Annotated in this window: 12 protein-coding genes; 2 read left to right on the top strand and 10 right to left on the bottom strand. The window is 65.4% G+C overall.

Annotated features, from left to right (window positions below; genetic code table 11):
- The first annotated feature begins 3 nt into the window (after positions 1 to 3).
- Entirely contained in the window at positions 4 to 690 is a 687-nt protein-coding gene (locus AB0C34_RS30430; RefSeq protein WP_357080551.1) for a hypothetical protein, read from the top strand.
- A 594-nt stretch (positions 691 to 1,284) separates the two neighbouring features.
- Here the strand turns inward: AB0C34_RS30430 and AB0C34_RS30425 are convergent.
- Entirely contained in the window at positions 1,285 to 1,986 is a 702-nt protein-coding gene (locus AB0C34_RS30425) for an SDR family oxidoreductase (RefSeq protein ID WP_357080548.1), read from the bottom strand.
- An 83-nt stretch (positions 1,987 to 2,069) separates the two neighbouring features.
- Here AB0C34_RS30425 and AB0C34_RS30420 point away from each other — a divergent pair, with 83 nt between their 5' ends.
- Positions 2,070 to 2,588 carry a helix-turn-helix domain-containing protein gene (locus AB0C34_RS30420; RefSeq protein WP_357080545.1) on the top strand — a complete coding sequence of 173 codons (519 nt, stop codon included), beginning with the start codon at positions 2,070 to 2,072 and terminating at the stop codon, positions 2,586 to 2,588.
- 205 nt (positions 2,589 to 2,793) lie between these two features.
- Here the strand turns inward: AB0C34_RS30420 and AB0C34_RS30415 are convergent, their stop codons facing one another.
- From AB0C34_RS30415 to AB0C34_RS30375, 9 genes are all read right to left on the bottom strand, one after another.
- Entirely contained in the window at positions 2,794 to 4,017 is a 1,224-nt protein-coding gene (locus tag AB0C34_RS30415) for a cytochrome P450 (protein ID WP_357080542.1), read from the bottom strand.
- 443 nt (positions 4,018 to 4,460) lie between these two features.
- Complete coding sequence (locus AB0C34_RS30410) at positions 4,461 to 5,111, bottom strand: hypothetical protein (RefSeq protein WP_357080539.1); 651 nt, start codon at positions 5,109 to 5,111, stop codon at positions 4,461 to 4,463.
- Positions 5,108 to 6,316, bottom strand: a complete 1,209-nt coding sequence (locus AB0C34_RS30405) for a cytochrome P450 (protein ID WP_357080536.1) — start codon at positions 6,314 to 6,316, stop codon at positions 5,108 to 5,110. The genes AB0C34_RS30410 and AB0C34_RS30405 overlap by 4 nt, the downstream gene beginning before the upstream one ends.
- A complete protein-coding gene (locus tag AB0C34_RS30400) occupies positions 6,313 to 6,978 on the bottom strand; it encodes a glutathione S-transferase N-terminal domain-containing protein (protein WP_357080533.1) in 666 nt (221 codons plus the stop codon). Before AB0C34_RS30400 ends, AB0C34_RS30405 begins: the two co-directional genes overlap by 4 nt.
- Positions 6,975 to 9,962 (bottom strand): beta-ketoacyl synthase N-terminal-like domain-containing protein, encoded by a 2,988-nt coding sequence (locus AB0C34_RS30395; RefSeq protein WP_357080531.1) that lies wholly within the window; start codon positions 9,960 to 9,962, stop codon positions 6,975 to 6,977. The genes AB0C34_RS30400 and AB0C34_RS30395 overlap by 4 nt, the downstream gene beginning before the upstream one ends.
- Positions 9,959 to 15,280, bottom strand: a complete 5,322-nt coding sequence (locus tag AB0C34_RS30390) for a type I polyketide synthase (RefSeq protein WP_357080529.1) — start codon at positions 15,278 to 15,280, stop codon at positions 9,959 to 9,961. Before AB0C34_RS30390 ends, AB0C34_RS30395 begins: the two co-directional genes overlap by 4 nt.
- Complete coding sequence (locus AB0C34_RS30385; RefSeq protein WP_357080526.1) at positions 15,273 to 21,854, bottom strand: acyltransferase domain-containing protein; 6,582 nt, start codon at positions 21,852 to 21,854, stop codon at positions 15,273 to 15,275. Before AB0C34_RS30385 ends, AB0C34_RS30390 begins: the two co-directional genes overlap by 8 nt.
- Before the next feature lie 408 nt (positions 21,855 to 22,262).
- Positions 22,263 to 22,421 carry a hypothetical protein gene (locus tag AB0C34_RS30380; RefSeq protein ID WP_357080523.1) on the bottom strand — a complete coding sequence of 53 codons (159 nt, stop codon included), beginning with the start codon at positions 22,419 to 22,421 and terminating at the stop codon, positions 22,263 to 22,265.
- A 75-nt stretch (positions 22,422 to 22,496) separates the two neighbouring features.
- Positions 22,497 to 24,254 (bottom strand): helix-turn-helix transcriptional regulator (locus AB0C34_RS30375; RefSeq protein ID WP_357080520.1); only part of this gene is annotated, 1,758 nt, incomplete at its 5' end.

Below are 24,254 nucleotides of genomic sequence, written 5' to 3'. Positions count from 1 at the left end.
CTCGTGACCCTGACAGTGCCAACAATTCTAGCTTGGCGATTCGATGCGGTTGATCAGCTCATTATGGATATTGAAACGGCTGCGGCTTGGTTGCGGGATGAGGCTATTCACCTGGATGTACTGAAGCGCAGCTCGGAAGATTATTTCAATAACCTCACCGGCGACGCATTCCGCCGACAAGTCGAATTGGATGGCGATTTCCATATCAGCGTATCGGATCATCTGCGGAGTGTCGCATTGGGCCTCCGTCAAAACTTTCACCAGATACGTGAGAATGTCCAGAAGATCCGAGACGTTACGGAGGAGATCAAAGGTCCTCGGCTCGACCTCTTCGGCTTCCACGTCACCGATGACGGTCGAGTGCTGTCCCGCAGATACGAAAAACAGAATCTAATCATACGGAAATATGATCCGGAATACAGTGCAATCTTCATGGCTGACGTAAATGAAGCCGGAACGGCACTGACTCTCGTCGTACAGGAGGCGATGAAAGAAATCAGGCGCATAAACGATGAAGCGGATATAGAGATTGATAGATGGTCGGCGCCTCCATTGACACTGGAACAGACGATACGGGCACGTCAGGTTGAGGATACATTGCGTGAGGTAGACCGATTGGAGAGAGCCCGCGACAGGCTACAGGATCGCGCTCCTAATCCCGCTGGGGAGGTCTCGATAAATCCGCCCTAGGGGTAGCGGGGCCACAGGCCGACGAAGCCGGGGAGGGACTCGAAATCCACAGCAACACAATGAACTTCCATTTCGGCGCCTCTCGAAGTTTCACGGCAAGCAAGGTGGCTCGAGGAAACACGTCCCGCTGTGCTCAACTCGAATCTGCTGCCTCGCAGCATGGTTCCTTCGACTCGGACTCCGTGTGGGACACGGGGCGTGAGGAGTGAATCCGCTGGATCCGGCCGCCTTCGAGTTCGGCGCTACCACGCATAGTTGACAAAGTCGACTCACCACCGGTTGGCTTCGGTCACGAGTTCTGACACCACGCCCGGTCGCGGCGACGGCTCCGACATCGCCTACTGCTCGCCAGTCAGGTTCGTTCGAGTCGTCGCCGCTGAATTGCCAGCGAGGTCTCCGGCAGTTGGGTAAATCTTGGTCGATACCCCAACTACCGGAGACCTCTCTATCAACCGGTCGACGACACACCAAAGCCCGCAACGACTTCAATACGTTCTCAACACGGCCGAGCGGCCGTGATCTGTGAGTGCGACGGAGCGCCGCACAGGTGAATACCAAACGAGACCATCACGATGCATGACAGCGTGGATTCGGTTAGGGAAGTTCGGGATAGAGCGCCGCGACGCCGCCGGCCAGACCGGCGCGGACCTGGTGAGACAGGTCGTCGGCGAGAATTTCGTACTCGCCGGCAGCGACCGCGTCCAGGGCGGTCTTGGCGACGTGGGCCGCGTCGGACTTGGGGCCGTCGATGTGGTCGGCCATGTCGGTATCCATGTAACCCACATGCAGTCCGGTGACTCGGATACCTTTGGGCGCCAGTTCCTGACGGACGGCATTGGTCATCGACCAGCTCGCGGCCTTGGCGGCGCTATATGCGCCGCTGCCTGGCAGCGCGAACCACGACAGAACCGAAAGTACGTTGAGGATCGCTCCCCCGCCGTTGTCCTCGATCGGCCCGGCGAAGGCTCGGATCATCGCCAACGTGCCGTAGAAGTTGGTGTCGAAGTCGGCGCGGATGGCGCCGAACTCACCCGTGAGCAGTGCCGACCCGGTGGATATGCCGGCATTGTTGATCAGCAGGTTCACCCCGGGGGTGGCCTGTGCGGCGGCGGCGATCGAGTCGGGGTCGGTGATGTCCAACGCGACGGCGATCAGGCCTGTGCTGGTGTCGATGGTCTCCGGATTACGGGCGCCGGCGTAGACGCGGGCGCCGCGCTCGAGCAACTGAGCGGCGAAGTGCTTGCCCAAACCGCGATTGGCGCCCGAGATCAGCGCGGTAGTGGTCGTGAAGTCCATCGATGTTCCCTTCGTGCTGGATTGTTGATTCCAAGTTAGACCATCTAGCTTGGAAAAGGCAACCCAGGAGTACGCTGAGAGGTATGTCACGTGGATCGAAAACCCGAGCGAGCGACGCGGAGGATATTTGTGCAATCACTCGAACCCTGGCGGTGCTCAGTGATCGCTGGAGCTTTCTGATCCTTCGAGACGTGTTCCTCGGAGTGAGCAAGTTCGGCGAGTTTCGAACATCGCTGGGGATCGCGTCGGACGTGCTGAGCGCGCGGCTCGCGACCCTGGTGGAGTTCGGAGTGCTGGAGAAGGTCCCTTACCATGAACCCGGGCAGCGCGGCCGTTTCGCCTACCAGCTCACTCCGGCCGGCCAAGAGCTGAAAATTGTGCTCGGTGCGTTACAGCAATGGGGCGACGAGCACGTACCGCACTCCGAAAATCCCAGCGTCGCCCGGCTCGCGCGTGGGAGCCGGCACCCGCTGCGGGTGACTTTCGTCGATGACCGCGGCAACCCAGTCGAACACGATGATGCCGAATTCGTCCCGACGGCGTCCTATCCGAAAGACGCCGTCATCGACCAACGGCCTCGCCCGGCCTCGCCGATGGCCTGAACCGCCGCCGACGAACGCCGCTATCGGTTCCTGCGCGGAAACGGGCCATGTCGGCGTAAGTATCGTGATGACCCGCATCGCGTGGGAACCTGATCGGCGCGCCCGACGTCCCCGAGCGCGGCCGCCTGGGGAATGGCGGCCGTCTCCTCGCCGCAACCCCACCGAATCTCGAACAGATGCCTGGCGTAGGGGCGTCGGGGTGGGGTCATGCCTGCACACCGCCGAGATTGACCGGCACCGACAGCGGGCCGATGGTGAAGAAGGACGGCGAGTACGGGATGGTATTCGGGTCGATCGCGAGTTCTAGTTCGGGCAGCCGCCGGTACAGTGCGGCGAGCGCGAGCCGACCCTCCAGTCGGGCCAGTCCGGCGCCGATGCAGTACCGCGGCCCGTGGCCGAACCCGAGGTGTCCGGCCTTGTGCTGTCGAGTGATGTCGAACTGATCCGCGGTTTCGCCGTACTCTGCCGGGTCGATGCCGCACGCCTGATAGACCACGCCGACCGCGTTTCCCTTCGGGATGGTCACACCCGCGATGGTGACGTCCGTCAGCGTGAATCGCCAACTGGTCATCATCACTGAATGACGGTATCGCACAGTCTCTTCGACCACGTCCGCCCAGCGGTTTTCGGCCTTGGCCAGCTCGAGCTGACCGGGGTGTTGCGCCAGCGCCAAGATCGCGTATCCGAGCAAGTGGACGGTCGTCTCGTGGCCGGCGACCAGCATGATCCACAGGACGGCGACCAACTCTTCAGCCGTGAGTTTGTCGTCCTCGTCGCGGGCCTGCACCAGACCCGAGGTGAGGTCGTCGCCGGGCTCGCGCTGCTTGCGTTCTGCCAGTTCATACAGGTACGCCATGAGCGCCTTCTGCGTGGCAAACGCCTCATCGGGAGCGGTAGTGTGCGCCAAAAGAACCGAAGTCCACCGACGCAGCCGATCCCGCTCCGCCTCCGGCACCCCGAACAGCTCGCAGATCACCGCCATCGGCAGTGCCTCGGTGAAGGCCGGCACCAGGTCGACACCATCGCCGGCGGCTATCACCTTGTCCAACAATCGGTCGATGATCTCTTGGATTCGCGGCTCCAGTGCCTGCACCCGTCCCGGGGTGAACGCCTTGCTGATCAGGCCACGAAGCCGTCGATGATCATCGCCGTCCTTGGTGGAAAGGTGATCGCCCTGAACAACCGCGCGCAGCGGCCAGTCCTCCGGAATCGAACCGTCGTACAGTGCCGGCCAGTGCTTCGGCTCCCTGGCGAACGTCTTGTTGTCGCCGGCGAGAATCTCGCGCACCGCGTTGTAGGTCAGCGCCAGGTAGGCGGGCACGCCACCCGGAAACTCCACCTCTACCACCGGCGCGATCTCCCGGAGTCGGATACAGGTATCCAGCAGTTCTTCGTTCGCTGCGGGGAATGCGGGCAGGCTGGTTGTCATCGTTTTTCCCTTCAACGGGTGGACCCCCCAGCCGTCTTGATGACGGTCGTGCACGAGTATCACGCCGAGTCGGCCGGGTCGGACAGGCGTGTCGAAAGATCCTGCCTCTAACCAGAAGTCGTGCGTCACAAAACAAAAATCGAGGAAGGTGATGGCGCTGAGGGCTGGTGCGAGCGCCCCCCGCTACGCCCTCTCCGGTGCCATGGCCGCCAGCATCTGGACGGAGCGATGGCTCGGCGACTATCCGCCGGCGGGATACTGAACGTGACTGAGGTCGCCTCGTGCATGAAACACATATCGGCGCAGAGGATCTGCGCCATCACCAGGTCCGAACCGCACCTTGCCCGAGCAGGTTGCGGCCGCACGGCTCGATCTCGGACTCACCGAGCGAGCACGGCACCGGACTGCTGCATTCTCGGCGCATGATGCCTGCCACCGGCAGCTCAGTGACGATCGTCGGCCGGGTTGTCCCGCACGTTCCGGACCACGATCGCACCGTAATCCCTGCTCGGCGGATCCGGATAGTAACCGGCGACGATGTGCCTCCGGTCGGGCACCCGATAGTCGTGCCCCCGGTACATCTCCAGGAACGGATCGACGAGACAACCACCGAGTGTGCGAAACGCGTAGTCCCGGGCGTCGATCTCGCCGAATCTACGGCAGTAGGCGTCGAAGCCGGGGATTTTCGCTCCGGTCAGGACATAGTCCAGCCCATATCGCTCGGCCAGCCCGACCGGGATCTCCATCATCACGGCGTACGCTGTGCCGCCACGTGCAGTGCGCTTCAGTGAACCGGAGGCGAGGTAGATGGCGTTCGCGCTGTCCAGGTCGATCTCCGGGTAGTAGCCGTTGCCGGTGACCGTGTCCCAGTCGCTGAGTTCGTCGACCTTCTCCGCCATGTACCGCATGGGGAAGCCCATCAAGGTGCCGACAACCTCGCCGTCCTGCTCGAAGACCCAGAAGCCCTCGGGAAACGCGCGGAGGCGAGTGATCATCTGATCCCTGCTCGCCTGCTGGGATTCATCCCAGTCCTGTTCGATGAGCATGATCTCGTCCAAGTCGTCCACCGTCGCCTGGCGGGCCAGAATCGTCACCGTGCCTCCCAGGTCACGGGTAGGCAGTCCAGTCCGTGCACGAATACGCCGTCCTTCCACCGCAACGTCTCCGGATCGGCTGCGAATTGCAGTCCGGGAAACCGCTGTACCAATGTGCCGATAGCCACTGTCGCCTCGAGTCGTGCCAGCGACGCTCCTAGGCAGAAGTGCAGGCCGAGGCCGAACCCCATGTGCCGGTTCGGGCTCCTGGTGATGTCGAACCGTTCCGGTTCGGGAAATTGCGTGTCATCGTGATGTGCGGACAGCAGCGAAGCCACCACCAATTCCTCAGCCGGAATGAGCGTGCCACGGAATTCGACATCGGTCAGCGCAAAGGCTCCGGTGCTGTTCTTCACCGGCGGGCAGTAGCGCAGCACCTCCTCGATGGCCGGTTCGATGAGTGCCGGCGTCGCGCGGAGGCGCCGCAACTCTGCTGGATGTCGCAGCAGCGCCCACACCCCGTTGCCGATCAGGTTTCCCGTGGTTTCGAAACCCGCCGCGATGAGCAGGAACACCATACTCATCAGTTCCACCGACGACAGCCGGTCACCGTGGGTCTCCGCCTCGATCAAGGCACTGGTGAGATCGTCGCGTGGCCGCCTACGGCGCAGCACGAGGAACTCCTCGAGGTACTGCTGGAACTCGATCGCCATCCGGCGCAGGGCATCGAAGTCTCCGTCCGACGGCGGAGCGATCAGAATTCTGGTCCACTCCCGGAAGCGCTCCTGGTCTTCGACCGGAACCCCGATCAGTTCGGCCAGCACGGTGATCGGTAGCTGGAAGGCGAGTGCGTCGAGCAGGTCCACCGAGTCCTGGCGCTGGGCCTGGTCCAGCAGCCTCGTCGTCGCCTCGACGACGCTGGGACGCAGTTGCGCGATGCGGCGGGGAGTGAAGGCCTTCGACACGAGCGCTCGCAGCCTGGTGTGCTGCGGTGGATCGGCGTAGAGCATGTGATTATCCAGCCGGTCGAATTCGGTGACCCGGAAGTATCGGGAGCGTGCCTGATCGGACAGTTTCCGTTTGTCTTTGCTGAAACGAGGATCGCGGAGCAGTTCGACCACGTCGACATACCGGGTCACACGCCACTCGGGCGCGCCCTGGTGCGGATTGAACAGCCGGACGATCGGTGCCTCGGCACGCATCAGCGCCAGTGTTGGCAACGGATCGACCCGCATCCGTTCGCCCCACAGATCGAACTGATTCACTCGGGTCGCTCCAGCACTTTCCCGACGCGGCGCCAGGTCGGCCTGCCGCTGATCTCACGCCACCATCGCGCGAGGTTCGGCCGCTCATCGATCAGGTCCGCGCCGTTGGACGCGACGAGATACTGCAGGTAAGGCAACCAGGTCACCTCGGCGAGTGAGAACTCAGGGCCGGCGAGGAATTCCTGCCTGGCCAACGTGGCATCCGCGACGTCGAACGGTATAGCCAGCGCGGCGCGGGCAGCGGCGATGGCGTCCTTATCCGGTGGTGGCGGCAACAACCCCACGGCGGGGCTCGCGCGGATGATCTCATACACCGGGCCGCCGCGAACAAGCTCCCACACCGGGCCGCTGACATAACTCTGCTCAATGCTTACCCACTGTTCCATCAACCCGCGCAGCCGAATGTCGGTCGGCGTCAACGCCGGACCAGGTAGCCGCTGATCGAGATAGCGGATGATCGCCCGCGATTCGTACAGTAGGAAACCGTCGTCTTCGAGTACCGGAATCTCGCCGAAGGGTTGGCGCTCGCGATGCTCCGGTGACTTGTCGTGCCCTTTGAGGACACTCACCTCGACGAGATCGGCGTGCTGGTCCTTCTCGGCGAACACCATCAGCACCTTATGGGTGCAAGCGCTGGTGGCAGCGCCGTAAACCTTCATCATGATCCATCCTCCGCGTGCTCGGCGAGCATCTTCCGCAGGTACTGGGTGATCGCCCTCGGCGTCGGATGCTCGAAGGCGAGGGTGGCCGGCAGCGCGAGGCCTGTTCGCGCGGCCAGTTCGTGCCGAAGTTGCACGGTCATCAGCGAATCCATACCCAACTCCATGAATGTGGCGTCGACCGGCACATCGGAAGGCGACGACAACTGGAGTACGACGGCCGCGTCTGCGCGTACTGCTGACTCGATCTCGGCTTCCTGCTCGTTCTCCGGAAGTCCGATCAGCTCCTCGACCCAGTGCGCCGTCTCGACAGCGGCCTGTTCTCGTGCCGGTTCCGGGGTATCGAGCCAGTACCGTTCGCGCTGCCATGGATAGCGCGGCAACGCAACCACTCGGCGGGAGTCGGAAAAGAAGCCGGCGAAGTCCACCGGATACCCCGCGGTATACAGCTGGGCGACCGAGTTGAGCAGGCTGCGCAGTTCCGGGCGTTGTCTGCGTAACGTCGGTATCGCCGCTGCGCTGCCCAGGCAGTTCGCGACATGGCCGGACAGCACCGGATGGGGTGCCAACTCGAGAAAAACCTGTTGTCCATCGGTGGCCGCGGCCTTGACGGCGTCGGCGAACCGGACCGGTTGCCGGACGTTGTCTGCCCAGTAGTCGCTGGTCAATTCGGTTCCAGCGATTCGGCCTCCGCGTACTGTGCTGTACAACGGGCACGTGGTCCGGCCGGTCTCAACCCTGCCGAGTTCCGCCGCGAGTTCGACGGCAAGCGGCGCCATGAACGGCGAGTGGAATGCGTAGTCGACCGGTAACCAGCGGCAGCGAACGCCTCGTCGCTCGAGTGGGCCGAGCACGATGTGTAGCTCGTCCACCGGGCCGGACAGCACGACGGATCCGCCGTCGTTGATCGCCGCCACGACAACCGAAGTATGTACTGCGGCCAGCGCATCCGCGATCTCATCGTGGCTGAGCGCGACCGCGACCATCGCCCCGGAACCGTCCGCCCGCGCCATGATGCGCCCCCTCGACACCACGATTCGCGTGGCTTCCGCGAGGCTCAGCGCACCGGCGACCTGCGCGGCGGCGATCTCACCGACACTGTGCCCGATGACCGCGCCCGGCCGGATACCCCAGGACGAAAGCAAGGCCGCCAGCGCGATTTGACAGGCGAACAGCGCGGGCTGGGCGACCTCCGTACGATGCAACCTCGACTTGTCGTCCTGCGCTGCCAGTTCCGCGAGCACTGAGAACGACGCATGTTGCGCGATCAGGTCATCGCATTCGGCGAGCGCGGCGGCGAAAACCGGCTCACTCGCTCGCAGTTCCCGACCCATGCCGATCCACTGCGCGCCTTGTCCGGAGAAAACATAGGTGAGTGCGGGCGGTGTCTGGGCTCGTGTTGGGATGGCACCGTCCCGGAGGAAGGTACGCAGCTTCTCGGCCAGTTCGGGGCCGGACTCGCCCACCACCGCGGTCCGCCAGTCGTGATGATCACGCCGTACTCCCGCGGTGTACGCGATGTCCTGCGGATCATGTTCCTGCGCACAATGATTCGCGTATACGGTGGCCAGCTCGGCCAGGGCCGCCACGCTTCGTGCCGACAGCGGGAGCAGTATCGGGCCGGTGGGCGGGGACACCTGCTCGACCGTCGGCGCTTCGGCTACGACGACATGCGCGTTGGTTCCGCTCATGCCGAACGAGCTGACGCCGGCGATCCGTGGCTGCTCGCCTCGGGGCCACGCGACAGGCATCTTCGGTATCACGAATGGTGTTCCGGCAAGGGAAATCCTCGGATTCAGAGTGGTGAAATGCAGATTGCGGGGAATGCGTTCGTGCCGCAAAGCCAGTACCGCCTTGATCAGCCCGGCGATACCGGCGGCGGCCTCGAGGTGCCCGATGTTGGTCTTGACCGCGCCCAGCACACAGCCGCTGCCGCTATCCACATCGCGAAAAACCTCTGCCAATGCCTCGATCTCGAGCGGGTCCCCGAGCGCGGTGCCGGTGCCGTGGGTCTCCACATATCCGATATCGGCGGGGCGCACCCGCGCGTCGGCGAACGCCTGACGCAGCATCTCCTGCTGCGCCAGTGGGTTCGGTGCGGTCAGCGCAGCCGAGCGACCGTCCGAGTTCATCGCCGAACCCTGAAGCACCGCCATCACCCGGTCACCGTCCGCCAGTGCGTCGGACAGTCTCTTCAGCACCACCATTCCGCAGCCTTCGCCGCGGACGAACCCGTTCGCCCGCGCGTCGAAGGTACGGCAGCGGCCATCGGGCGACAATGCCTGCAGATCGGCGACCATCTCGGTGACCGACTCGTCGAGAACGAGATTCACCCCGCCCGCCAGCGCGAGTGAGCTCTCCCCCGTGCGCAGACTCCGGATCGCCAGATGTACCGCGACCAGCGATGACGAGCATGCGGTGTCCACCGCGAGGCTCGGCCCACGAAGCCCGAGCAGATACGACAACCGGCCCGGCCCGAAACTGTGCGCCGTTCCGGTGCCCGAATACCCGCTCATGGCGCCGGATCGGGCGCTGAGCAGCAGGTAATCATTGTTGCTCATACCGACGAATACGCCGGTTCGACTGCCGGCCAGACGCTCGGTCACCACTCCGGCATCTTCGAGCGCCTCCCAAGCGACCTCGAGTAGCAGCCGGTGTTGCGGATCCAGCGCGGTGGCCTCCGGCGGCGAGATCCCGAAGAAAGCCCCGTCGAAACCGTCCACCGCGGACAGGAAGGCACCCGTGGCGGTGGCGCCTTCGGTGGCATGCAGCGATCGCTGCGACACCACGTCGACACCGTCGGAAAGTAATGTCCAGAATGATTCCGGGTCGTCGGCGCCGCCCGGGAACCGACAGCCCATACCGATCACCGCGACCGGCTCGGTCTGCTGCCGCCTCAATCGCTCGACTTCGGCCTCCAGCCGGCGCAACGCGGAAGCGGCTTTCCCCAGGCTGGCGCGGTAGCGGTCTTCGTCGGCGGTGTTCACGGTAGTTCCCAGGTTTCGAGCCGGTCGATCGAACCGTCGATCTGCGTCAGCAAGTCATCAATATCAAGATCACCGAGGTCGTCGAGGTCGTCGAGGTCGTCGGTGGGCCGCTGCGGCTCGGCCGTGTCGAGCGCGCCGAGTAGCTGTTCGCCCAGCGCGAGCACCGTCGGTGCGGCATACAGCAGCGTCGTGGAAAGTCGGACGCCCAGTGCTGACTCGAGCCGGTTGCGCAATTCGAGCGCCATCAGCGAGTCGACGCCCATCGTGGTGAGCGGCGCCTTCCGGTCGATGCGGGCGGCGTCGAGATGCAGGATTTCGCCGAGTTGCTCAGCAACGACAGTGTCGATCAAACCCGGCCGTTCGGTGGGGGTGGCCGCGCGCAGCCGGTCCGCGAACCAACCAGAAGTCTGCCGTCTCCCGCTGACTCGGTCGTCGTCAGCGAGTTCGGCGAACAGCGACGCGCCAGCCAGCGACGGGTAGGACGCCAGCCACTGCCGAAGATCGAGATTCGCCGCCGCGACGTGACCGGCGCCGCCACCGAGCAGCAGACCGAGAATGTCCATACCCTGCTCGGGGGTCATGGTGCCGACACCACGATGAGCTAGCCGCTGCCCTTCAGCGTTTCGGCTCGCCATGATGCCTTGCTGCGCGTACAGACCCCAGTCGACGCACAGTGCCGGCCGGCCACTGTGTCGCCGATGTCGCGCCAGCGCGCCGAGAAATGCGTTCGCGGCGGCGTAGTTGGCCTGGCCCGGCGAGCCGAGCAGGGCCGACGCCGAAGAGTACATGACGAAAAAGTCCAGCGCCCGGTCGCCGATCAGGTCATGGAGATTCCATGCGCCCCGCACCTTGGGTGCCAGCACACGGTCGAACCGTTCGGCATCCAATTCGAGAATGGTCCGATCGTCGAGCACCATGGCCGCGTGCAGCACGCCGCGCAGTGGCGGTAGCCGATCGTCGATATCCGCGAGCAGCTGGGTGACCTCCGCGCGCTGGCCGATATCCGCGCGCGCAACCACGACCTCGACACCATCTCGGCGGAGATCGGTGATGGCGGCCTGTGCTTCCGAACCAGGATCGTGTCGTCCGACCAGCACCAGGTGCCGCGCCCCGCGCGTGGCCAGCCAGCGTGCGAGGCCGATCCCGAGCCCGCCGAGTCCTCCGCTGATCAAGTAGGTACCTCGGGTCAAGGTCGGCACGGCGGCGCCGGTGTCGAATCCGGTTCGGGCCAAGCGCGCCAGGTTCCGCGCTTCCTCGCGCAACGCGATCTCGTCTTCGCCGTCCGCCGCGAGCAGCTCCGGGAGAAGTTCTTCGGCACAACGGGTTCGCATCCACGCCGAGTGCAGGTCGACCCGGGTGCACTCCAATTCGGGATGTTCGACGCTCAGTGTCCTCGCCAGTCCCCACAGCGGTGTTTGCGATACCGCGACGCGTTCGCGGTCCACCTGCTGCGCTCCCTTGGTGACCAGCCACAGCCGGGGATGATCTCGCAGGCGAAGGCGCGCGAGCGCCCGGACCAGTCGCACCGTGGTGAGACCGGTGAGGTGCTGGTCGTCGGTGAGCGTGTCGGCGGTGATGTGTTCGCTCTCGGTGGTGTCGAGGCTCCACAGGTGCACCACCCCGGCGCAGCGGACGTCGCCGCGAGCGACACTGTCGAGCAGACCGTTCCATGCGTCGTCGTCGGCGACATCGATGTCGTCCTTGCCGATTAGTACGCAGGTCTGGCCGCGCTGTTCGAGGAGGGCGGCCAGGGCCGTGCCGACACCGGTGGCGTCGGCGAGCACCAGCCACGTCCCGGGTGACTGTTCGCTCGGAGCCGGCGCCGCGAGCCGGTGCCCCGCACGCCAAGACACCTGATACAGCCAGTCTCGGTACGGTTTCGGCGCGGCGAGTCGGGCTACGGTCAGCCCTTCGACCTCGATCAGAACGGTGCCGTCCTCGGCGAGCACCAGCAGATCCCCGGCGGCCTCAGTAGACCGTGCGCGCGCGTGCACCCAGACGCGGCTACCAGGTGGCCGATGCACCCGAAGCCGGTCGATTCGGACCGGAACTACACCTCCGGTCGCGAATCGGTCGAGCAACACGCCACCGAGCACCTGGAAGCATGCGTCCAACAGGGCAGGGTGACAGATATACCCCGCGGGCGACCCGGTCAGTTCGACCAAGGCGACACTTTCACCCTTACCGGCCCAGACCCCTTGTACGCCACGGAATGCCGGCCCATAGTCGATGGTCCGCGTGGCAAAACGTTCGTAGTGCTCCGCCGCGGTGATCTCGCTGCGGCACCGGTCCCGAACCGCCGAAGGCGGCTCGGCATTGGGCGGCTCGTCATCGTCACGACCGACCGTTCCACCCGCACAAGGCACCCACGGCTCGTCTCGTGTCGCCCTGGCGAATACCTGGAAATGGTCGGAGTCCTCGATGAATTGGACGTGACCGGAACCATCCGCCCCGAGAATCGCCATCTGGTCGAATGCGAGGTCCTTCAGCACTGTTGGCCGTCCGGCGGCGCCGAGCGCCATCTCCACATAGGCCGATGCCGGGAACACCACCGCGCCGTCCACGGTATGGTCGGCCAGATACGGCAGGTCCAGTTCGCGTTCCCAGATCCGGGTACCTGGCGAGGTGGCCGGGCTGATCGGTTCACCGAGCAATGGATGCCCGTGCACGGCGCGCCGGGCGGGAGTCTCGTTCACCCAGTACCGCTGCCGCTGCCAGGGGTAAGCGGGCAGCGGCACACAGCGACCACCGCTCGAGTGCAGCGCGGGCCAGTCGACCGGACAGCCACGGACATACAGCGCGGCAAGCGATTCCAGGAACACGGCCCGTTCCTCGTGTTCGCGCCGACCTGACGGGACCACCGTGCCGCCGTCCTCTTCGATCGAGGGCAGCAAGACCGGGTGCGGGCTCAGTTCGACGAACACCGTGCGCCCCGCGGCGATACGGTCCCGAACCGCCTCCGAGAACAACACGGGTTCACGAACATTGCGTATCCAGTAGGTGACATCCAGCTCGGCCCCGTCACAGACCTTTCCGAGGACGGTGGAGTACATCGGCACCGTGGTGGTCTTCGGTGTCAACGGCCCGATCCTGCGGCTCAACTCATCGGTGATGGCGTCGACTTGCGGGCTGTGCGAGGCGACCTCGACCTTGATTCGACGGCAGAACACCCCCGCACCGGTCAGCTCGGCCAGAACTTCGTCCAGCGCGTCGGGAGCACCGGAGAGCACCGTCGAGCGCGCGCTGTTACTTGCCGCGATCGACAACCGCTCGGCGAATCCGGATACCGCCGCGCGCGCCTGTTCCAACGGCAATTCCACCAATGCCATCGCACCGCGCCCCGCCAGCCCGCGGAGCAACTGGCTGCGGCGGCAGATGATTCGCGTCGCATCGGCCAGCGTGAGCGCACCGGCCACATGTGCGGCGGCCACCTCGCCCATGCTGTGTCCGATGACCGCGTCCGGCTCGATACCCTTCGACCGCCACAGTGCCGCCAAGGCGACCTCCATCGCGAACAACACCGGCTGCACGATGTCGACCCGATCCAGCTGGGACCTGGACGGCTCGGTCGTGAGTTCGTCGATGATCGACCATCCGGCCTCAGTGCGAATCGCGTGGTCGCATGCCTCGATGGCCGCGCGGAAAGCGGGTTCACCAGCGAATAGCGCGCGTCCCATGCCGAGCCATTGCGACCCCTGCCCGGGGAATACGAACACCACCCGTGGCGGTTCGTCCGGTTCGGCGCCCGCCACCAACCGCGGCTGCCCATCACCGGATAGCACCAGTGCAGCGCGGTGCTCGTGATGGTGCCTGCGGATAGCCGCGGTGTAAGCGATATCGCCGACCTCGAACTGCCGCTGGGCGAGCATGGCCCTGAATGCGGCGATCTGATCGGTCAACGCGTTCGCATCGCGTGCGGAGATCGGCACCAATGCCGGTCCTGCATTGGGCGCGGTTGTCGGAGGTTCGCTGCGTTCTGGCGGGTCAGCGACGATCACGTGCGCGTTGGTGCCGCTGATCCCGAACGAACTGACGCCTGCCATCCGCGTCGCCCCGTCCTGCTTCGGCCATGGGACCGGATCTTTTGGCAGTACGAGTGCGGTTCCGGTGAGGTCGATCCTCGGGTTGACGGTGCGCAGGTGCAGGTTCGCGGGGATGCGTTCGCACCGGAGTGCGAGCACGGCCTTGATCAGTCCGATCACACCGGCGGCTGCCTCGAGATGCCCGATATTGGTTTTCACCGCGCCGAGCACGCAGCGCGAACCGTTGTCTCGCGGCCGGCCGAGCACGTCGATCAGCGCGTCCACCTCGATCGGATCGCCGAGCGGCGTTCCGGTGCCATGTGTTTCGACATAGTCGATGTCCGCCGCTTCGACACGGGCGCTGCGCAACGCCTCCCGCAGCAGCGCCTTCTGTGCGGAGACGTTCGGCGCGGTCAGCCCGGAGGAACGGCCGTCGGAATTCACTGCCGAGCCACGGATCACCGCGAGCACCGGATCACCGTCCGCCACCGCGTCGGAAAGCCTTCGCAGGACGAGCATCCCGCATCCCTCGCCCCGGACATAGCCATTGGCCAACGCGTCGAAGCTCTTGCATCGCCCGTCCTCGGACAGCGCGCGGGAGCTGGTCAGCATATCGGTCATGTCCCGGGCCAGCATCAGGTTGACTCCACCCGCCAGCGCCATGGCGCTCTCGCCGGATCGCAGGCTCTGGACTGCGAGATGCACAGCGACCAGCGACGACGAGCACGCCGTATCCACCACCATGCTCGGGCCCTGAAGGCCGAGCGCATACGACAGCCGTCCTGCGGGGAACGAGTGGCCGTTGCCGGTGACGGTGTAGATGTCGCGTTCTCCGACGCTGAGGCGGTCGTAGTCGGTGACGACGACGCCGGCGAAAACACCGGTCTTCGAGCCCGCCAGCTGGTCGGGCAGTCCGCGCCCGGCGCGTTCGAGTGCCTCCCAGGCGACTTCCAACAGCAGGCGCTGCTGGGGATCCATCGCCTCGGCCTCTCGGGGCGCGATTCCGAAGAAGGCCGGGTCGAATTTGTCCACGTCGGACAGAAATCCGCCCCAGCGTGTCGCGGTGCCGTCGTCCGCGCCCGTCCACCGGTCCGGAGGAACTTCGGTGATCGTGTCGACGCGCTCGTCGAGCAGCCGCCAGAACTCGTCTGGGTCGGTTCCGCCGCCCGGCACCCTGCAGGCCATGCCGATGATGGCGATCGGTTCGGTCTTCGCCCGCAGCTCTCGGTCCAACCGTGTCTGCAGGGTGCGGATGGCGGTCAGTGCCTGCTTCACCGATGACGCCTGCTCAGTCATCACACCATTCCTGTTCGACGAGTTGGATACTGTCCAGCAGCATGGCCTCGGCCTCCGCGTCGGAGAGCGCATCGATGTCCGCTGCCACGGACGGCACCTCATCTGATTCCGGTTCTGGTCTCCCAACTGGAGGTTCCAGCACGGCGAGTTCGTCCCCGATGAATTCGGCGAGCGCGGCGATGGTGGAGTAGGTGAAGACCAGCGCGACGGATAACTGGACGCCGAGCGTGGATTCCAGCCGGTTGCGCAGCTCGACCGCCATCAGCGACTCCAGGCCCATGCCCTGGAACGTTGCCTTCCGACTCAGGCTCGCGGGATCCCGTTGCAGCGTGAGGGAAACCTGCTCGACCAGGTGCTCTTCGATCAAGGCGATCCGTTCCAGGGCGCTGGTCGAGGCGAGTTTGGTGGCAAGCGGGGTGGCGATTTCCGGAGCACGGAATTCGATCTCGTCGAACAGCGGTGCCCCCGTCGCGCCGGGAAACGACTCGAACCAGTGCCGGAGGTTCAGCTTCATGACCGTGAACTGCCCGATGCCAAGGTGCACTCCGCGATCCAACGCCCGCGCAAGACCCGCCCAGGACACCGCGGAGATACCGTGTGCCGCCGTGTGGGTCTGTGCCAGGCCCACGCTCAGTGCCGTCAGACCGAGGGCACGGCGGTGCTGCGCGATCGCGTCGAGCCGGGCGCTGTCGGCCGCATCACCTGGGCGACCGAACAACGAGGCGACCGAGGCGCACACTACGAAGAACTCGAGCGTGCGATCGAGCGTCTGTCGATGCCACTGCCACGCACTATCGGCGTCGCCGACATGGATCAGCCCCCGCAATGGCCCTGTGGCGGCCTCGATCTCGGCGAGTTGGCCGACTATCGCGTGGTCGTCGGTGCCGGCCTGTTCGATGGTCAGCACCTGCACCCCCGGATAACTGACCGGTTCGACCGCACCGGTGCCGGCCAGGATCACAAGATGGCGCGCGCCGCGGTCGGCCAGCCACTTGGCGAACGACTCCGTGAGCGCGGCGTCCTCGCCGACAATCAGATACGGGCCGTCTGTCCGCACCTGCGCGACTTGCTCACCGACGTCCGGCACATGAACGAGCCTGGCCACGAACCGGCCGTCCGGACGCAGGGCGATATCGGTCTCCCGGTCATCGCTGAGCAATTCCGACACGAGTGTCGACGTCTCATCAGGTGTCGGCCGCGCGGCGAGGTCCACCCTGGTGACGGACAGCCCGGGATGGTCGAGCCCGATCGCCCTACCCAGTCCCCACAGCGACGCTTCGTCGATGCTGACCGGCGCGGTATCGGCTCCGACTGCCTGTGCGGCCCGGGTCACCAGCCACAGGCGTGGTTGATCACGCCATCCCATTCCGGCCAGCACGGTGGCCAGCGCCCGCGCGCTCGCGCTACCGAGACTTCCGATGTGCACCACTCCGGTCGGCGCCGGTCCAGTCAGAGCCGCTCGCAGCGATTCAGCCGCGGTCAGGTCGGCGGTCTGTGCAGTCACCAGGGCGCACTGGATGTCTCGAGCCCGCAGCTCGTCCACGACCTCGGCGCCCAGGCGATCCTCGCCGGCGAACACGACCCACGACTGCGCCCGCCGTCGCAGTTGTCCCTGCTGGACGCGTGCGCGCCACTCCACCGTGTACAGGCAATCCGTAACCGGATCGGGATCGCGGGGCGGCAGGGACCGCAGGCGAATGTCTTCGGCCTCCACCAGCATTCGGCCGTCATTATCGATCAGGTAAAGGTCTCCGCCTGTACCCGCCAACCGGGCGTGGGCCCATACCGGGCCCTCCGGTGTCCGATGAACCCGCAACCGCCCGATCGCGGTCACGACGTAGCTACCGGATGAACCGTTGCATAGTGCGATCAGCGCCTGCAGACCAGCGTCCAGCATCGCCGGGTGGATGCGGTATTGGGTGGCGCCACGGTGCGCCGGCTGTGGCATGAGGAAGGCGAGCGCTTCGTCCTGACCGAGCCACATCTCCGAGACCCCACGAAGGTGCTCCCCGACGTCGAGCCCCGCCCCGGCCAGCGCCTGGTAATGGTCAATCCTGTCCTGGTGCGTTGTGCAGCGCCGCTGGATCTGTGCAGGCTGCTCGTGCATGTCCGGCGTGCCGCTGTCCGGACCGACAGTGGCCAGTGCGTGCCGTACCCAGTCCGAGCCGTGCTGGCTGAAGACCTGGAAGAATTCATCCCGCGTGCTGATCACTGCCTGGATTGCGGGCGCCGACGCCTCGGTCATCTCGAGCATTCGCTCGAAAGTCAGGTCGGTGACCGCGATATCCCTGGTTCCATACGCCTCGGCGCCTGATGCCAGTGCCATTTCGGCGAAGGTGGCTGCTGAGAGCACGGTGTTCCCGCGCACCATGAGATCCGCGAGATACGGCAGCCTTGCCTGATCCAACGTGCGTTGCCAGTACCGGGTCCCGTGCTCTACCGCCGAGATCAGCCCCATGCCGAGCAGCGGATGGCCGCCGACGTTGCCGGCGGACACGGCGTGCCGGTCGGCAACGAGCCAGTACCGCTTCCGCTGCCATGGGTACGCCGGTAACGAAACGACCCGGCCGGGGTCGAGGAGTTGATCGAAATCCGGCAGGCACCCACCGGCGTACAGCGCGCCTGTCGCGCGGCGCAACGCGGCCCGTTCGTCCTCGCCCCTTCGCAGTGAACCTATGGCGCGACCATCGATCTTGCGGGCGGACAGACACCGCTGAATGTTCTCCAGCAGAACCGGATGTGGTCCGATCTCCAGGAAAATCTGGTACCCGTCGGAGATCGCGGCGTTCATCGCGTCCGCGAACCGCACTGTCTCTCGGACGTTTCTCACCCAGTAGTCCGCATCGAGTCGCTGATCATCGACGAGCTTCCCGGACACCGTGCTGTAGATGGGCAACCGGCCCCGCTTCGGAGCAAGGTTGCCGAGCGCCTGCGACAATGCGTGTTCGGCGGGATCCATCCGCGCGCTGTGGAACGCGTAATCGACTCGGAGTTCACGGCATGCTGTCCCGTCGCGGCGCAGCCGTCCGAGCAAGTCCGTCAGGGCGGCGGCATCGCCGGACACGACGGTCGAATCGGGATCGTTGATCGCCGCGATCGAGAGCTCACCCTGGAACCCACCGAGCATCGCGCGCACGTGCTCGGCGGGAGATTCCACCGAAGCCATCCCGCCTTCTCCGGCAGCGGAGGCGGCCTGCATCAGTCGGCCCCGTTGATATACCAACTCCACCGATTCGGCCATGGACAGCGACCCGGCCAGATATGCCGAGGTCACTTCACCGACGCTATGGCCGATCAGCGCGTCCGGCGTGAGTCCCCATGACTCCCATAGCCGTGCGATCCCCACCTGGATCGCGAACAGCGCCGGTTGCGCGACCGCGGTTTCATCGAGGCGACTGTGTTCGGCCGGCGCGGTCAACTCGGCCGTGAGCGACCACTGGGTCAGCGGCCGTAACCATTTCTCGACTTCCGCCACCGCGGCACGGAATACCGGTTCCGCACGCAACAGGTTCCGGCCCATTCCCGCCCATTGCGAACCCTGGCCGGAGCACACGAACACAACGCCCGGCCGCTCGCCATGCGCGGCGCTGCCCACCCACGTGTTAGCGGGCATCATGCCCTCGCCCGTGGCGCGCAAAGAATCTGCCAGCTCTTTCGCCGACGTACCAGTCACCGCGAGGCGGTGTTCGTAATGGTCCCGTCGGACGGCGGCGGTGTAACACAGGTCGCGTACGGCGCTGTCGTCAACACTGCTGAGTTCACCCGCCATCGCGGTCGCTGATGCGAGCAGCGAATCGTGCGAGCGAGCGGACAGCACCAACAACTCCGTCCGGCCCTGGTCCGGCCTCGGCGATTCAACGGCGCCGAGGGTATACAGCGCGCCCAACGAGTCGATCGAAGTCGAGCGGTCGCGGTCCCCTCGGCGCACCGTCGGCAGTGCCGTGACACCGTGTCGCTCGACCACCGACGTGAGAATCGGATGCGGGTCGAGGTCGACGAATATGCCATAGCCCCCGGTGCGCATAGACGTCATCGCGATGTCGAATCGCCATGGTTGACGTTCGGTGCGCGCCCAGTGCTCGGCATCGAGCTGTTCACCATCCATCAGTTCCCCGGTGACCGAGGAATAGAACGGTATTCGGGTCTCGCCCGGCCGCAGATCGGCGAGCGCAGCCCGCAGTTCGGGCAGCACCGAATCCACATAGGGAGTGTGCGAGGCGTAGTCGACCCTGATCAGTGCTGACGAGATCGATCGCGCGGAGAGTGCGCCGCGTATCGTCTCGATCGCTGTTCGGTCGCCGGAGATCACGGTGGATCCCCGGCCGGCGCTGCCAGCCACCCAGACCTGGCCGCCGAACCGGGACAGCTCCTCGTTGGTGTCCTCGATGGACAGATCCAGCACGGCCATGCCGCCGTGGCCGGACAATCTGCCCGCGAAGGTACTGCGCCGGCACATGATCAACGCGGCGTCGTCGAGGCTGATCGCACCGGCGACATGCGCGGCCGCGACCTCTCCCATGCTCATTCCGGCGACGGCATCCGGCTCGACACCCCATGATCGCCACAGGTCGGTCAAGGCAACCTGCATCGCGAAGATCGCGGGCTGGGCCAACTCGGTGCGTTCGATCCAGGTGTCGTCGGCAGATGTCAGCAGTTGGGTGAGGGACCAGTCGACGTATCGGCGCAGCGTGGTCTCACACCGGCTGATCGCCGACCGGAACGCGGGCTCCCGCAACAACTGTGCGCCCATCCCGGTCCATTGCGAGCCCTGCCCACCGAACAGAAAAGCGACTTTCGGCCGCTCGCCGTCGACTTTCCCGGCGCTGACTCCGGCTCCGGCATAACCGTCGAGGAATTTCTCCGCGCCCGAGACGAGGTCGACGTCGTCTCGTAGGGTTAGTGCGAGCCGGTGCGCGCCGTGCGCCTCCGCCGCGGCGGAGGCGCAATATTCGGCGATCTGTATCCGGTCTTTACCGGCGACCAGCTCTCGCGCCGCAGCACGTAGACCCTCGTCGCTGCCCGCGGAAAGGGGCAACAGGTGGACCGTGGCGTCGGCGCCGCCCTCGAGGATCACATGGCAGTTCGTGCCACCGAAACCGAACGCGCTGACTCCGGCGAGGAGGCGGCCTGCCGCGTCGCCGTGCCACCGCTCTGAGCGTGACGACACGCGCAGACCCCATTCGTCGAACGGGATGTGCGGGTTGGCTTGCTCGAACTGGCCGCACGGCGGCAGAGTGCGATGCCGCATTGCCAGCAGCACCTTGATCAACCCGGCGATCCCGGCCGCCGGTTCGAGATGCCCGATCACGCTCTTGACCGAACCGATCGGCAGCAACTGGCCGGCGGAGCGGCCCGCGCCGAGTACCGCGCCCAGCGCGCTTGCCTCGATCGGGTCGCCGAGCGCCGTTCCGGTGCCGTGTGCTTCGACGTACCCGACATCGGCGGGCGCGATACCCGCTCGGCGATAAGCGCTGCGCAGCAAGGATTCCTGGGCCAGCAAACTCGGTGCGGTCAGGCCGTTGGTGAAGCCGTCGTGGTTCACCGCGCTGCCCCTGAGGATGGCGTGCACCGGATCGCCATCGGCGAGTGCCCGGTCGAGCGGCTTCATCACGATCATCCCGGCGCCCTCGCCGCGGCCGTATCCGTCCGCACGCGCGTCGAACGCCTTGGATCGCCCGTCCGGTGCCAGCGCACCGAGGCGCAGCAACGCGTCTACCGTGTCCTGCCCCAGCATCAGGCTCACGCCACCGGCCAAGGCGATATCGCACTCCCCAGCGCGCAGACTCTGCGCCGCAAGGTGCACCGCGACCAGTGACGATGAGCACGCGGTGTTCACCAGCAGGCTCGGCCCGCGCGCACCCAGCGTGTACGACATCCTGGCGGGAATGATGCTCGGATCGCCGCCGGTCAATGTGTGTTGGGTGATCAGGTCCGGGTCGGCGCGAATTCCCGCCCCGTACTCACTCCACATCGCACCGACGAACGCGCCGGTTCGGCTGCCGCTGAGACCGCCGGGTGGGATGCCCGCGTCGTCGAGAGCTTCCTGCATCAGTTCGAGCATCAGCCGTTGCTGGGGGTCGACGTGTGGAGCCTCGCGGGGAGAGATACCGAAGAACTCCGGATCGAATTCATCGATCCGGTCGAGGAACCCACCGCGCGGCGGCCCATCGGCCCATCGGCCATCCGGCGGTTCGGTGAGCGCGTCCGCACCTGAGTTGAGCAATCGCCAGAATGTCGCCGCGTCGGGAGCGCCGGGAAAACGGCAGGCAAGGCCGACGATCGCGACCGGTTGCGCCGAACCCGGCGATTCGTGCTGGTCGGTTCGTTCAGGCCGGGCTCCGGTGAGCCAACTTGCCAATGCGATTGGCGTCGGATGTGCCCACACCAGAACCGGCGACACCGGATAGCCGCTTGCCTCACTCAATTCGCCGGCGAGCGCTGTCAACGTGTGGGAATCGAGCCCGTATCGGGTAAACGGCGCTCGTCCGTCGATCGCAGCGGAATCCAGCCCGCTCAACGCAGCGGTTCTGGCAATGAGCCAGTCCCGCACGGCCTCCATAGACCAGGACCGCATGGGCAGGGCAACCTCCAACACACAACCGAACCACTCGTCGCGTGTCCCTATGCCCTCCCGTTGGCGGCACGCTCAAACCAGACCAGATAGTATCCTCGCTGAATTCTCGCTGTAAAGGCCGTGTCTCATGTCGTGGATTTCGCCAGGTACCCGAAACAGAGGAGAATCGCGACCGGAACCGGGCGAGGAAGTGTGCCTTGCGGGCGGCGCCGGCTGGCGAGTCTGCGGGCGGCGGGTAAGCCGCAGAAACACGGCCGTTCGCTACATCCCATCGCCGAGCACCTCCTCGGCGACGAACTCGAGTACCTGGCGCGGGATTGATCGATCCCGCCACTGCCGGACTTGCACCGTGCCGACGCGAATTCGACCGCCTCGCATCGAAATACAGAACGGACCCTTCGGAAGCCTTCAGCTGAGCTGCTCGGCCAGCCCGATGATGATGTCCTCGGGGCCACGGACGTAACAGAGCAGATAACTCTGCTCGTACTGCTCGACCGCGCCGACGAGTTCGGCGCCGTGGCTGCGCACGCGGGCAACAATGTCGTCAATGTCGTCGACGGCGAACATGACCGACGAACACCCAGCATGTTCACAACGGATAACTCGTGCAGCAGGCCGGCCGGATCGACCAACCAGCCGGGCCTATCGCTGCCGATGCGCTCGTCGGCGCGCGGGTGGCCGTCTCGCTGCTTCTGCTCTTACCTGGCCGATCCATTGTTTGGGAACGAGTTCGATGACGTCAGTCCGGGAGGTGATGGTCAGTTTCTGGAAGATGGCGGCCATTTGAGCGTCGACAGTCCTGCGGGAAATTCCTCGGCGGGCCGCGATCGCGGCATTCGTCCATCCCGCCGCGGCCAGGATCGCGACCTCTTGTTCGGCTGTGGACAACTCGTCCCAGCGTGGCGGGGCATCCGCTCGAGCGGGGCTGTCCGGCGGCATCCTGTCGATGGACATGGTGCCCAATGCCAGCCGGTGCACCTCGCGAAGTTCGGGGCGCAACCGGGAGCCTTGCTTCTGCGCGGCGGCGAACGCCTCGTCGCCCAACACTCGGCGGGCAATATCGATCGCCTTGTTCGTTTCATCGGCGAAGAGCCCCAGGTCGCCGAAATAGACACCCGGCCCCGCACGCAGCGCAGCGACCCCGCCAGCGAGTTGAGCGGTTTCGGTGGCCAATGCCGTGAGTCCTGCCCGGTCGGTGTCTCCGGCCGCAATCGAATTCGTGATGACCTGCGCCAGTGCCCAGATCCGAATAAGCAGAGACAACGACGCGCCCCACTGGTCATGCACCGCTTCCTGGTTCGCCAACGTCGAGCGTCCGATGGTCAAAGCCTCGGTGGGATCACCATATTTGGACAACGCGATCGCCCATACCAACTCGGCCCAGGATGTCGCCCACCTCGCCCCCGAACCGGTCGCGTGTTCGAGGTGTTGCTGGGATAGATGCATGGCCTGCTGCGCCGATCCGAGGAAGTTTGCCGCCAATGCCGTGTGCCACTCGCTTCTCCCCTCACCACTGGGATCGCCAACGGCGCGGAACTTTTCCCGGGCACGTGCCAACACGGTGACCGCGCGCGGGTCGCGGTGGGCGAACATCAGTTCCACGCCCCAAAAGAATTCGAGGGCGGCGGGTAGGCCGCAGTCGGTTTCCGGGTTCCGCCGCCAGTTCGCTCCGAGATTCGGGTCGTGGATACCGAGGGCAGCGCATTCCTCGAAGATCCGTTCCGCGTCCTCGTTCCTTCCCTGAACCAGGGCGAGCCACCCGATCCCGGTCATAGCCTCGATTTGCAGGTCGATCGGTTGCGGAGTCAGTGTGCGGGTGGCCTGCAGTGTGCGCTCGATCCACCGGCATATTTCTCGAGGTGACCCTCTATAGATGGGTAAAGCGACGAGTCCTGTGGAGACCTCCAAACCCAGTGCGGCATCGCCCGCGGCGAAGCTGGTCTCGATCGCGATCGTGATGTTGTCGGCCGCCACCCGCGCCCAGTCCAGCAAATCCTGCTCGGCCGGACTGAACCAATTCCGCTGCGCTGCGACGACTTTGTCTCGATAGTAGTGTCGGTGACGTCGTGCGAGGCGCGCTGGTTCGTCGACCTCGGCGGTGGACCGTTGTTCGAGTTGTTGCCGCGTGAAGAGGCGAATACTTTCCAGCAGCGAATACCGCACGGTGGTCGGCGTGATGTGCGCAGTCACCAGCGACTGCTCGACAAGGCGCTCGAGTAGGCCCTCGACTTCATCAGCCGCCAAACCAACCGTGCTCACCCCTTCGTGCGAGGGTTGCCCACCCTGGTCGGGTACCGAGTCGTCAGCGCAGACGGTTTCGATAGCTTCGAGGTCGGCGCCGACATCCATGACCGAACTGGTGTCCTCTTCGGGGTTGGTGTCGTATCCGGCGGCGAAGAC

Source organism: Nocardia sp. NPDC049220 (assembly GCF_040647855.1).
Classification (GTDB): domain Bacteria; phylum Actinomycetota; class Actinomycetes; order Mycobacteriales; family Mycobacteriaceae; genus Nocardia.
This window is presented reverse-complemented; position numbering and strand designations above follow the sequence as displayed.

Excerpts from the sequence above, each read along its gene's own strand:
- AB0C34_RS30425 (WP_357080548.1), bottom strand. The coding sequence starts at position 1,986 with ATGGACTTCACGACCACTACCGCGCTGATCTCGGGCGCCAATCGCGGT.
- AB0C34_RS30420 (WP_357080545.1), top strand. The coding sequence starts at position 2,070 with ATGTCACGTGGATCGAAAACCCGAGCGAGCGACGCGGAGGATATTTGT.
- AB0C34_RS30415 (WP_357080542.1), bottom strand. The coding sequence starts at position 4,017 with ATGACAACCAGCCTGCCCGCATTCCCCGCAGCGAACGAAGAACTGCTG.
- AB0C34_RS30400 (WP_357080533.1), bottom strand. The coding sequence starts at position 6,978 with ATGATGAAGGTTTACGGCGCTGCCACCAGCGCTTGCACCCATAAGGTG.
- AB0C34_RS30390 (WP_357080529.1), bottom strand. The coding sequence starts at position 15,280 with ATGACTGAGCAGGCGTCATCGGTGAAGCAGGCACTGACCGCCATCCGC.
- AB0C34_RS30385 (WP_357080526.1), bottom strand. The coding sequence starts at position 21,854 with ATGCGGTCCTGGTCTATGGAGGCCGTGCGGGACTGGCTCATTGCCAGA.
- AB0C34_RS30380 (WP_357080523.1), bottom strand. The coding sequence starts at position 22,421 with ATGTTCGCCGTCGACGACATTGACGACATTGTTGCCCGCGTGCGCAGC.